This window comes from Bacillus sp. FSL R5-0286 (genome assembly GCF_038593245.1).
GTDB classification, from domain to species: Bacteria; Bacillota; Bacilli; order Bacillales; family Bacillaceae; genus Bacillus; species Bacillus altitudinis.
Genome location: NZ_CP151977.1, coordinates 350886 through 363508, shown reverse-complemented (window position 1 = coordinate 363508; position 12623 = coordinate 350886). Strand labels below are relative to the sequence as shown.

At 42.1% G+C, this 12623-nt stretch carries 11 protein-coding genes; 3 read left to right on the top strand and 8 right to left on the bottom strand.

Annotation, left to right across the window (positions count from 1 at the left end):
• Window positions 1-17: 17 nt before the first annotated feature.
• Window positions 18-980: an acetylxylan esterase gene (locus tag NST24_RS01915; RefSeq protein ID WP_098680996.1), complete on the bottom strand. Its 963-nt coding sequence runs from the start codon at window positions 978-980 to the stop codon at window positions 18-20.
• Between the two features lie 210 nt (window positions 981-1190).
• Between NST24_RS01915 and NST24_RS01910 the strand changes: the two genes are divergently transcribed.
• Window positions 1191-1976, top strand: coding sequence for a carbon-nitrogen family hydrolase (locus NST24_RS01910; RefSeq protein ID WP_342462228.1), 786 nt, complete (start codon window positions 1191-1193; stop codon window positions 1974-1976).
• Between the two features lie 196 nt (window positions 1977-2172).
• On the opposite strand, the gene NST24_RS01905 is transcribed toward NST24_RS01910, so the two are convergent.
• Entirely contained in the window at window positions 2173-3078 is a 906-nt protein-coding gene (locus tag NST24_RS01905; protein ID WP_342462623.1) for a LysR substrate-binding domain-containing protein, read from the bottom strand.
• A 118-nt stretch (window positions 3079-3196) separates the two neighbouring features.
• Here NST24_RS01905 and NST24_RS01900 point away from each other — a divergent pair, with 118 nt between their 5' ends.
• Complete coding sequence (locus NST24_RS01900) at window positions 3197-3970, top strand: class I SAM-dependent methyltransferase (protein WP_342462226.1); 774 nt, start codon at window positions 3197-3199, stop codon at window positions 3968-3970.
• Window positions 3971-4199: 229 nt separating this feature from the next.
• On the opposite strand, the gene NST24_RS01895 is transcribed toward NST24_RS01900, so the two are convergent.
• The 5 genes from NST24_RS01895 to NST24_RS01875 form a co-directional block, all read right to left on the bottom strand.
• A complete protein-coding gene (locus tag NST24_RS01895) occupies window positions 4200-5576 on the bottom strand; it encodes an MFS transporter (RefSeq protein ID WP_024718969.1) in 1377 nt (458 codons plus the stop codon).
• A gap of 120 nt (window positions 5577-5696) precedes the next feature.
• The gene (locus NST24_RS01890) at window positions 5697-6704 is read right to left on the bottom strand and encodes a LacI family DNA-binding transcriptional regulator (protein ID WP_342462225.1); all 1008 of its coding nucleotides are present in this window, start codon (window positions 6702-6704) and stop codon (window positions 5697-5699) included.
• Window positions 6705-6781: 77 nt separating this feature from the next.
• Entirely contained in the window at window positions 6782-7729 is a 948-nt protein-coding gene (locus NST24_RS01885; protein WP_045034606.1) for a dihydrodipicolinate synthase family protein, read from the bottom strand.
• A 403-nt stretch (window positions 7730-8132) separates the two neighbouring features.
• Complete coding sequence (locus tag NST24_RS01880) at window positions 8133-8690, bottom strand: shikimate kinase (protein WP_007498270.1); 558 nt, start codon at window positions 8688-8690, stop codon at window positions 8133-8135.
• Between the two features lie 85 nt (window positions 8691-8775).
• A complete protein-coding gene (locus NST24_RS01875; RefSeq protein WP_100325507.1) occupies window positions 8776-9549 on the bottom strand; it encodes an IclR family transcriptional regulator in 774 nt (257 codons plus the stop codon).
• 143 nt (window positions 9550-9692) lie between these two features.
• Here NST24_RS01875 and NST24_RS01870 point away from each other — a divergent pair, with 143 nt between their 5' ends.
• Window positions 9693-11054, top strand: a complete 1362-nt coding sequence (locus tag NST24_RS01870) for a hypothetical protein (protein WP_342462224.1) — start codon at window positions 9693-9695, stop codon at window positions 11052-11054.
• A 241-nt stretch (window positions 11055-11295) separates the two neighbouring features.
• Here the strand turns inward: NST24_RS01870 and NST24_RS01865 are convergent, their stop codons facing one another.
• Window positions 11296-12606: an MFS transporter gene (locus tag NST24_RS01865; protein WP_008342087.1), complete on the bottom strand. Its 1311-nt coding sequence runs from the start codon at window positions 12604-12606 to the stop codon at window positions 11296-11298.
• Window positions 12607-12623: the final 17 nt, after the last annotated feature.

The following is a 12623-nucleotide window of genomic DNA, read 5'->3' as shown; positions in this document are numbered from 1 at the left end:
AGCTCTTTGTCATGCTCTTATGTTGATAGAAGCAAATGCTTTTGTAAAAAGGACAGCTTCTCTGTTTGAAAAGCAGGAATAAACTCGTGCCCAAAATATCGGTACACTTTCAGCTCTTTATCTGTTTCTAAATGATTGTATGCCGCAAACACGGTGGATGGCGGTGTCACTTGATCAATCAGACCGATCGCCATCAATGTTGGCTGTTTCACCCAGCCGGCTAAATTGATTAAATCAAAGTAACTTAATGTCTCAAATACCTTTTCTTCAGCTTCTGGATCACTGTTTCTGCGAAAGTATGAATTGATTTCTAAATAAGGCTGCTCCAAGGCAACATCAACTGCACGCTCAAAATTTGATAAGTAAGGATAGTCTGCCACAACGACTTTTGGAATGTCTGAAAGGGCTGCGGCCGCAATCGCTAACGCACCCCCCTGACTTCCACCGATCACGCCGATACGATGTTCATCTACTTCGGGGAAAGACTGAATGACTTCAAGTGCACGAACAGCATCTAGATAAACGCCTCGATAATAGTACGTATCCTTCGATAAAATGCCTTTTGTCATCCATCCTAATGCATGCCCGCCTGGCGTCACTGATGTGTCTTCACTGCCACCTTGACCACGGACGAGCATACCAAATGTTGCATAGCCGTGCAGCGCCCAGTTGACGATGTCATGAATGCCGTCGTCATAGCTGGCATTATAGCCATGAAAACGAACGAGCGCTGGATGCGGACCAGTTTGATCAGGCACAGCATAAAAGCCTTCAATTTTAGAATGTCCAAAGCTTTGATACGTCAGGCGGTACACCTTGACGCCTTTCACTGGATAGTCATAAGATTCAAGTGTTGGCTCTGCCTCCACTTGGCGCAGTTCTTCGAGCGATTTCTTCCAAAAGTCTGAGAAATCAGGACGTGCTGTTTTCTTTGGTTTATATTTTTTTAGCTCTTCTAGTGATAAATCGAACAATTGCATATCATACTATTCCCCTTTGTTTTATTAGTTATGAGTATCATACCACTCATTTCTTGATTGAGAAAGTCATTTAACAAAACCTTCTGACATTTCTATTGGCAAAGATGGCGGAAAGCTTTATGATAAAGAAACTGGCTTGAAGACTAGATGCTTCAGGCAATATCACCCGAACCATTCATTGCATGAAACGAATAAAGGAGGCAGACCGACATGAACATCGCCCTGATTCAAATGGACGTACAAATAGGAGAACCTGATGTAAACTTTCAGAAAGCAGAAGCATGTTTAGAAGAAGCCATCCGCCAACAGCCTGATTTGATTATTCTACCTGAAATGTGGAATACCGGCTATGCGTTAGAGCAAGCGGATGAGCTTGCCGATGCAGATGGCGAGCGAACAAAACAACTCTTCTCTTCCTTTGCCCACAAGCACCAAGTGTATCTCATCGCAGGCAGTGTTTTAAATAAGAGGACAGAAGATGAAAACATCACCAATACAATGTATGTCTTTAACCGCCAAGGTGAGCTTTTGTTAGATTATGATAAAATTCATTTATTCCGCTTAATGGATGAGCATAACTATTTAACCGCTGGTGATCAGCTTGGTTTATTTGACTATGGTGAAGATGTCAAGATTGGTGCGATGATCTGCTATGACCTCCGCTTCCCTCAGCTTTCTAGGACGCTCGTGAACAAAGGGGCAAAGGTGCTTGTTAATACCGCTCAATGGCCGTCAGCAAGAGTGGACCATTGGCGCAGTCTGCTCATCGCAAGAGCCATTGAGAATCAGTCATTTGTGATTGCGGTGAACCGGACGGGCACAAGCAGAGACACTGAATTCCCTGGTCACTCCATGGTGATTGACCCGCTCGGACGCATTCTACTTGAGACAAATGATGAAGAAGACATTTATTATGCAAACATTGATCTTCAGCTCGTAGATGAAGTGAGACAACAAATCCCCGTCATGACAGATCAGCGGCTGGATTTATATTAGAAAGCAGGGGCCCCCTGCTTTCAGCGTGTAGACAAACCCTCGCATTCGGTGTCAGTCCTGCGTGCCGGTGCTCACGAATGTCACATTCGCTCCGCGTCGGTACTCGTCCTTCCTAAACTGCAAAGGTTTTCTATCACGCTGAAAAAAGGTAAAAGCAGGGGACTCCCCTGCTTTTTACGTTTAATTAAACGTTTGTTTAAGCTTTTCCTTGATTCTGTTGAAGGTCCATGAAGGCTTGAGCGGCTTTCGTTAAATATCTTTCTTCCACATATGCAAACACAAGAGTACGGGTTGGGCATGAATCAATGTGTAAATAAGTGACTGCTTTCCTTTCCTCTTGTGCCACCATTTTTGGCACCACCGTCACACCTAGCTCATTTTCAACCAATGCCTGAGCTGTTTGAATATGACTTGTTTCAAATGCAATCCTCGGCCGAAAGCCATGATGACGGCACAGTTCCGTGACCACTTGCCGAAAGCCATATCCCTCTTTCAGCATAATAAATGGGGCATCTTTCAGAAGATGAAACGGGACAGACCCTTCTTGTTCCGCTTGATTGATGATTTCATTCAGTTCATCCGTCAACCACGGTTGAGCCGTTTGCGGAATGGCGAGGAGAAGCGGCTCTGTCAGCATTTGTTTTGTTTTCAATGATTCATGCTCGACAGGCAGAGAAAGAATCGCCAGATCCAGTTTCCCAGCGAGTAAACGTCTTTCTAGCTCACGAGGCGATTCTTCTATCAAATGAACGTGAACGTGCGGATACGTTTGACAATAGGCTTTTAATAAACTTGGCAGGACATATCCCCCTGTGACAGCTGGCGCACCGATCATCAGTTCTTTCCCTACCTCATAAGCAGCTTCCCCCATCTCACGCAATAAATCATCTCGTTCCTTCAAAATGATCTCTGCTCTTTTGATCAATCGGTTTCCTTGAGGTGTAGGAGTGACTTGTCCATACTTCCGAATAAACAGAGGAGTATCTAATTCCTCCTCAAGTTTTTTAATTTGCTGACTTAACGAGGGCTGTGCAATGTGAAGTTTTTCCGCTGCTTTTGTAAAGCTTTGCTGCCGGTACACTTCCATGACATATTCCATCATTCGTATATCCACTTCTCTCACCTCATAGGTTTTAACTATTCATATCATATCTTTTAGGTCTTAGACAAATCACGGGAAGAACCCTACGATAAAGAAACAACAAAAAGGGGGTAAAGGAATGAATCCATATTCAAAAGCCGAGAAACAATTCTCACAAAATGCAGAGAACTACCGAGATTCACCCATCTTTGCAGCTGGAAAAGAACTTGAATGGATGAAAACGGCGGCGAAGGCAAAGGGCGATGAGCATCTACTTGATATCGGCTGCGCGGCAGGTCATACCGTTTTCTCCTTTTCAGACGTCATCTCTAAAGGAATCGGGATTGATGTCACACACAAAATGATCGAGGTTGCTACAGCACTTGCGGAAGAGCGACAGCTGAACCACATTACGTTTGAGCAGGCATCCGCAGACGCATTGCCCTTTTCTGATGCATCATTTGATCTCGTCACATGCCGATTTGCTGCTCATCACTTCCCACATCTCCCGGCAGCCATGTCTGAAATCAGCCGAGTCTTAAAGAAAGGCGGCAAATTTCTACTTGTCGATCATTATGCACCTGAAAACCAAGCACAGGATGACTTTATTAATCATTTAAATAGACTGAGAGATCCCTCCCATGTGCGAGAAAGCTCGTTATCAGAATGGAAAGAGCTTTTCGCTGACAACCATCTGACGAAAGAAGATATCCGTTACTGGGATCTGCATATTGATTATCAGGACTGGATCATACGAGGACGTACACCAGAAAATGTTCAAAAGGAAATCGTTGCCCACCTTCATGCTGCAGACGATGAAACGAAACAGCTGTTTCAACTGCAATTCGACGAACATCGTCAGCCAACATCCTTTTGCCTAAAAGCTGCACTGCTTCAAGGGATCAAACATTAAACTGATCGAAAAAGTCTACCCTAGCCGGTAGACTTTTAAATTATGAATATACATTTCCACTATCTGATAGATATTACTTTTCATGTTCGTGACAAGGAGTGCTGATAATGTTTCTATTATAAGATAATTGAACTGAGGTAGGTTAGGCTTTTTCAAAAGTGTACGTAAATCCTCTGAATAAAAAAAGAACCTACCCTCTTTAGAATAAGTTCTTCATTGCATGCATCACTTACGGTGCAATATCCTCTAATACTTTCTCTCTCGTTTCGATCATTTTAAAAGCAAGAATTGCTCCCACTACAGTCACACTTGCAAAAAGAATAAAAATAGTTGAAACACCGCTCACCTCTAAAATAAAACCTATCATAATAGGAGCAATCGCTGAGGCCAGCCTAAGCCACGCTGTAGCAAATGCCGTACCAATTACCCTCATACGGGTTGGATAGATTTCAGGTGTATATAAATAGAGAAGAACTGTAATTGTCCCCATCATTCCGTAGGCAGCGGACCCTAAATAAATAACGCTTTCTGGAGAATTTGCTCCGCTGATCCATAAAGCCGTTAATAAAGCACCTGTTACGATAAATGCAATGGTTGCCCAGCGCTTCCGTCCTACTTTATCGATTAAAAATGCACAAGCGAATACCCCTATGGTCTGTAAAATATTTGTGAGAGAGGCTGCCCTTAATGAATCTCCAACTGGCAAATTGTAAACCGTATTATAAAGACTCGGTAACCAGTTATTTAATCCATTCGATACAAAGTAGGCAGAAAACCATAGTCCCCATACGATCAATGTTCTTTTACGATAAAAAGTAGAAAAGAGCTCTTTCCAGTCGCCTTTTTCAGTGCTGCTGGACACTTGCTTTGCAACAGGCATTCGTTTGTCTGTACTAGCTTCAATCTCTTCAATGATTCTTTCGGCTTCATCTAACCTGCCTTTTGAAATAAGCCATCTTGGAGACTCGCGTAACATGAAAAAGAAGACAAAGACGATTAAACCGCCAATTCCACCAATCAAGAACATCCATTTCCACCCAAAGCTAGGTACAACAAATGCACCAATTTGAGCTGAGATCATTAATCCTAATGGAAAAATCATCTCATAGAGCATAAAAAATCTCCCTCTGCCTTGGGCCCGGGACAACTCATTGATATATGAGGCCGCTACTGGCACTTCTCCTCCTACTCCAATCCCCTGTATAAAACGAAAAATAAAAAGGGCCATAAAGTTACCTGAAAATACACATGCGATACTCATAATAGACATGAGAAACACAGTCCACTTTGCACTAAATACTCGGCCACGTCTTTCTGCTAACCACCCAAAGAAAATAGCACCAATCGCTTGTCCGATATAACCAGACCCAATAAGAAGACCAATTTGAGCAGGTGATAAATTCCACATGCCGATGAGAACTGGGAGAACAAACGCTAAAGATAGTGCATCAAAAGCATCAAAAAAGGTAGCAGATCCCATAATGATACGAGGTTTTAAATGCCATCTCGAAAAAGGTACACTTTCCATCCTAGTCAATAGTTGTGAAGCTCTATCAACAACTTGCTCATCATGAGAATTTGAATTTCCGCTGAGTTCTAACGTCATGATATCTCCTCCTTAATAGAGGAAATGATGCAAAAGTACATGCTGATGAGCACAAAAGAAATCGCTTACATTTTAAATGAAGAGACATTCTAAAGCGATCATATGAGTTTTCAGCATCTATCATTTCTTTTTTGGCGTTCCCGTGGTGCCACGATCTACATAGTACATCGGGAAGATATGTTCCATCTTCTTTAACTGTTCTCCTTCTACTAACTGCGTTAGTAAAGAAACCGCTTTTCTTCCCATTCCAACTAAATCAACATGAACAGAAGATAAAGAAGGGGTTAGAAAACTTGCAATGGGCACATCATCAGCACCAACGACAGACAAATCATGAGGTATTGACACATTTGCGATATCTGCCGCTTTCATGACCCCTATCGCCAAAAAATCTGAAGAGCAAACAACTCCAGTCATGTGCTGGTTTCCTTGGAGAAATTGAGAAACCACTTCTACTACTTTTCCCCCATCAAATTCATCTAACTCAAACACAAGCTCTTTGTTCATTGTTAATCCTAAACTTTTCAGTGTACGCTCATACCCCTTGTAATACCTCACACTATGCATCGAACTCATTGGACCATTGACCAGTCCAATGGTTCGATGACCTTTATCAAATAAGGCCGTGACAGATTGACACACACCTTCCTCATCATCTGGCCTGACACATGGAAATGGAGAATCCTCTAAGTAACTTCCGACAACGATAATGGGAATAGCTAAACTTTTTAACCAATCCATGCTCAATTCTTCATTTCTTGGAGAAAATAAAATGGCACCATCTACAGCTTGCGTTTCCAGTAATCGCTGCTGCTGCACAGATGTAAATGACATCAACATATTAAATTCAGTCTCATCTAATTCCTTCGCTATCCCATCTAAAATCGTCGAAAAAAATGGATTATTCAAAATATATGAACCACGAGGAACCACGACAGCAATATTGCCAGTCTTTCTTTTAACGAGCCCTCTAGCTCCTAAATTAGGGCGATAGCCTAATTCATCAATCACTTGTTTAATTCTTTCAGCCGTTTGAGCACCTACTCCTGGTTTGCCACTTAATACTCGGGAAACAGAGGCGATAGATACTCCAGCTTTCAATGCGACATCTTTAATACTTACTGACACATTTCATACCTCCGGGAGTCTGTTGTTTTATACTCTATTATAACCTGACTCACCTTCATCATGAAATCAATGGTCTGTTATTTACTAACGTTTTCCTTAAGTAAACCAACACTTTGAAGGCCCTGACGAATCTCTTCTTTTTCCTTTTGAGTTAAAGGTAATACTGGCTTCCTCGCAAGCGAACTGCTGATCAAACCTCGCTGGAACATCGCTTCCTTCATTCGCAGATGAGAGGTAGAAGAAGGTTCATCCATTTTATACACAGCATGCTTTAATTCAAAGATTCTATCGTACACTTTATTAGCCGCTACAAGGTCTTGTTCTTCCACACATTTCACAAGCTCAGCAATCAAATCTGGGACAAAACAGCCGAAACCTACAAGCGCCCCATCAATTCCTTGAACTAATGTTGGCAATAAATATTCATCGTGACATGTGAGCAATGATACATCTGGTGCATGCTTTTTCAGTGCGCGCACATCGACTTCATATTGCGCCATGTCTCTTTGACCGATTTTAAATGAGACAACGTTTGGAATCTCCGACATTTCTAATAATTGACTGGTTGTATAAGAGGTTTTTGTCCATGTTGGATATTGATGGACGATGATTGAAATATCAATTGCTTCTGCAACATCTTGAAAGAATTGGACAGGTGACTCAGGCTGCATACCGAATCTCAGCCATGAATGTGGCGGCATAAGAAGAATACCTTCTCCACCAGCTTCCTCCACTGCTTTTGCATGCTGGATCGCTTCAATTGTCCCTTCAGCAGAAACCCCAGAAATGACAGGAATTTCTCCCTTTAATTCGTCGGCTGCAATACGCACAGCTTCAGCTCGTTCATGTGGCAGCAAAGTCATAATCTCGCCAGTATGTCCATTGACAACGATCCCATTAATCCCTTCGTGCTCCGCCACCCAGCGAACAAGCTTACGAAAAGCAGGTTCATCAATTGAATAGTCATCTTTAAAAGGAATTAAGACTGCCGGGAATACACCGCTCCATTTTTCTTTATTTTTCATCAACAAATTCCTCCCCATCCGTTATAGTAAACGTTTACGGTAAGCGTTTACGTTAATAATCATAGAATGATCTAACCAAAGGTGTCAACAATATTTTTAAAAATTATAATAATTCAAAAAACGATTATTAGAATTTAGATACTATTTTATTTTTTCAAAAAAAGAAAATGAGAGATATATTTCGTTTCCCACATCAATCAAAAAACCTCATCATCTTGACCTAGTTGTAGTCTGATCACCACTTTTTTCAAACGGCTAGACACACCACATAAAGGATGCATACATTTTGATATAATGACGAAGGAAAAAACATCTTTTCTTCTTTTTTTCATCCATCAGACTGTGATTTCTTTGACTACTCCTGATCTAATAGAAAAAGTCTACCCCCTTAGGATAGACTTTTTTATTTCGAATATAGATCCCAGCCAAGCTTGAGTGTGTCGACAATATAATTGGCGACTTCTTCAGCTTCTAGATGATCTGTTTCCACTCTTGAGTTATGAAGGGAATAAATTTCCCGGCGCTCTTCAAACAGTTCTTTCATCTCGTCAAGCGTGCGGTTATGAAGAACAGGACGGTTTTCAATTAAAATATCCAGCCGCTGTTTCCAATTCTCCCAAGATAGGTCAAGGAAAAGAACCGTACAATGCTTTAAGCAAGATCGTTTGATTTCTTCCTGTTTAAACGCACCGCCTCCAAGAGACACGATCTTTAGCTGAGTATGTTCACATAAATCGACGATATAGTCCTTTTCAGCCTGTCTGAAGAACGCTTCTCCTTTTTGCTGAAACATTTCTGGAATCGTCATGTTGTACTTTTTCTCAATCTCCTGATCAACATCAATAAAATCTCTATATAACTTTTTGGCAACGAGCTGCCCAATGGTTGTTTTCCCAACGCCCATAAAGCCAATGAGGACAATATTTCGCTGTCTCACAGGAATCTCTCTATTGTTTTTCATGTTCGTGACACGTCCTCCTTACGACAAGGAATGCTACATAATGTTTCTATTATATGATAAATGGACTGAGAAAAGATAGGCATTCTTAAAAATTGTGTTTGACGACGTAACCGAGCTGTTCGGAGAGCTTCTCGGCATGCTCTTTCACTTTTTGCTGCAGCTGAGGGATGACATCTTCAGTAAATCGTTGGGTCGGTCCAGATATGGATAAACATGCCTGCACTTCCCCATGAATGTTAAAGATCGGTGCCGCCACAGCCGCCGATCCGACTTCCCGTTCATCAATACTGCAAGCGGTATACGTTTCAAGAATATGACGACATTCTTTTTGCCATTCCTCCATCGTCATGTGATCAGCCTCAGATGCGAAAACTTGCTGTTGAAACTCTTCGCTTTGGAAAGCAAGCAGCACCTTTCCACCAGCACCAGCGTATAACGGCAGCTTCTCACCGATTTTCACAAGATGCCGAATCGATTGCAGCCCTTCGGCTTGTTCAATACATACCCTGCTTTTGTGATCGAGCACATACAGGTTGACGGTTTCCTTTGTTTCATCACGAAGTGTGTACATGAGCGGTTTTGCCAGTTCCCTCAATTTGATGGACTTCCCAGCAATATAACCGAGAAGATAAAGTCTTTGACCGAGCCGGTACTTCATTGTCTCTTGGTTCTTTTCCACAAAATGATTCATTTCAAGTGCCTTGAGCAGTCTCGTTGTGGTAGACATTGCTAAGTTCATCTCTTTTGAAATGTCCGTTAGCGTCAACTCTTGACGTTCTTCGCTAAAACAAGAAAGAATATCCAAAGCGCGCTGAACGGTACGCAATCCTGATTCTTCTTTTGACTTTTTGTCAGCCATGTTCACTTTCTCCTTTTCCCCTTTGATTTCTTATCGACATGATTAACCAATTTTGCTATAATCCATTTTAAATGTTCCATTAAAAGAAAACAAATTCCACTGTACGGAATAAAACCGATAGATGTTTTGATGGAGGAGATATCATGATCTACCTGCTCATTTTCACACTTCTTATTAGCTTATACATCGTTCATCAACTATTCCCTGCTCCCATTCTCTCCTATTTGGTTGGTCTGCTGGCGGCTGCTTCGCTTACCATTTCCTTTAAGAAGGCCAATGGGCTTTATTTGAAAACGGGTGCTATGTTTCTCTTGATTGGATTGGTGTTATTTTTCTGGTCAGAACAGCCTTTGCATACGCTTTTTCTTCATTTTCATTCCATGCTAGGCTTGCTCTCTTTATTTTTCATGCTGCCATTTATTCATTCTCTCATACATGTTGGACATTTCGATACTCAATTAAATAAACTGCTTACCTTACATACAACGAGTACAAATCAGCTTTATCGCAAGAGTTCATTTGTCACTCATGTTCTTGGCATGTTTTTAAATATCGCAACGATTCCCTTATTATATACATCCTTAAAACCGTCGCTGAACGCCCTTCAGGAACAAGTCAAACAGCACCTTTATACGCGCAATCTTTTAAGGTCATATGCGCTATGTCTTAGCTGGAGTCCTGTCGAAGTACTGGTGAGTGTCACCATTGATGCAACCAAATTGAAATATTATCAGATTGCACCCGTTACCTTTTGTTTAATGGTGCTTGTGCTGTTGACGGACTGGTTGCTGTTTTCTCGTCAAAGCAAACGATTGCCGCATATCATCCAGCCGGCAGAAGCTCACTCCAACCCTCATCGCATCAAGAGAAAAACCATTCAGCTTGCTTTCATGCTGCTCAGTTTTATGACAGTCGTTTCGCTTGTTGACGCCTGGATTGGGAAAGGTTATCTGTTCGCTGTTGTGCTGACGATTATTCCTTTCGCTCTATTATTCTCGTCTATCATCAAAAAACGAAAACAATATGTAGCCGTCTCTATTCCCCATTGGAAAGAACGAACCCGCCAGCTCTCCAATTATATGTGTCTATTTTTAAGCGCGGGCTTCTTTGTCGATATGCTGCTTGTCACAAACAGCTTGCAGCCGATTCAAGCATTTATCGTCAGTATATCAGATCATGCCATTTGGGTTTATGGGGTCGTCGGGTTGTATTTTCTCATCACCGCTCTTTGCGGTTTCCACCCGCTCGTTTCGCTTGCTCTATTAGTGAGCTTGATGGCACCTGTCATTCATGAATTGCCTGCCCTTCCCATCGCAATCATGCTCATTATCGCTGGAACCTCAACGGTCATGTTTAGCCCATATAATGTATCTGTCTCCCTATTAGCCGATTTGATGAAGGTCAACCCTTACCGAATCACTCGATGGAATATCTGGTTTGCTGGTTTTTATATCAGCATGGGTATCGCATGTGCAACGATCATCACCGTCATCTTTTATTCATAGAAAAAGAGAACCCAATGAGTTCTCTTTCAAGATTGTTGACAAAGGGCTAAAATGAACTTGATTTTAGCCCTTTGTCTTTTTTTCAGTGTGATAGAAAACCTTTGCAGTCAAGGAAGGACGAGTACCGGCGCGGAGCGAATTTGACATTCGTGAGCACCGGCACACAGAACTGACACCGAATGCGAGGGTTTGTCTACACGCTGAAAGAGAACCCAATGAGTTCTCTTTTTCTTGCTCTCTATTATTTTAATTGAATCCGCTCAATCTTACCTACAATAAAGATATACGACAACGCTCCGCCTAATGCCACTAAGCTGACGAATAAAATACCGCCGTTGTAAGAGCCTGTCGCCGATACAATGAATCCGATAATCAGCGGGGTGATGATGCCGGATAAGTTAGCAAAAAAGTTGAATACGCCGCCAGCCAGCCCGACCATTTCTCTTGGTGCTACCTCAGACAGCATAGTCCAGGAGATATTAGACAGTCCTTGCGCAAAGGACGCGATGGATAAAATAGTCAGCACAAGCGGGATATTCGTTGTAAAATTCGCTAAAACAATGGTACTTGTCAGAAGCAGACCGACCACAACCGGCAGCTTTCTCGCTACATTGACCGATACACCCTTTTTAAGCAGCCAGTCAGACACATAGCCTCCAAACAGCACTCCAAAGAATGCAGCGATGTATGGCAGGGATGCCGCAAAACCCACTTTGAGAAAGGCCATATTTTTCGCCTCTGCTAAATAGGTCGGAAACCATGTTAAAAAGAAAAAGAGGGTAGACGCAACAGAAAATTGACCAATATAGAGTCCAATCAATTTACGATATTTTAAAAGTGCGGCAAAGTCTGCCCATTTCAGTTTCTCCTGTGATGCCACAGTCAGTCCTTCGCCTTGACGGATCAATTCTAATTCATCTTCATTGATCTTCGGATGCTCTTTCGGTTCGTGATAATACTTGTACCAAAAGAAAGCAAATATAATACCGAGCGCACCAGCAGTGATAAAGACGGTTCTCCAATCGAAAGTTGTCATGATCCAAAAAAGAAGAGGTGTCGCAAATGCAAGCCCCACATACTCTCCAGCGGTATATACCCCTGTTGCAAATGCGCGTTCCCGCCTTGGAAACCATGTGGTCACAATGCGATTATTCGCAGGAAATGCGGGAGATTCTGTAATTCCGATAAACAAACGGCAGCCAAATAAGAAGGCAAAGCTGTTCGCAAACGCCTGTAAACCGGTGAAAATAGACCAAGTAATGAGTGATATTCCATACGTTACCTTTGATCCAAACTTATCAAGAATAAAGCCGCCAGGGATCTGCATGGCTGTATAGGTCCAGCTAAATGCTGAAAAGATGAGGCCTAATAAGGCAGGGTTTAATTGCAATGAAGACTGAATCGCAGGTGCAACAATGGATACACTGGCTCGATCAATATAGTTAATAGCGGTAATAAAAAACAACAGAATCAAGATGCCGAAACGAGCTTTTGTTGGTTTCGCATAAGCAGGCCGCAAGTCGTTCCCCTTCAGTTCTGAATGCACTTTCATAACCATCCTCCTTTGTT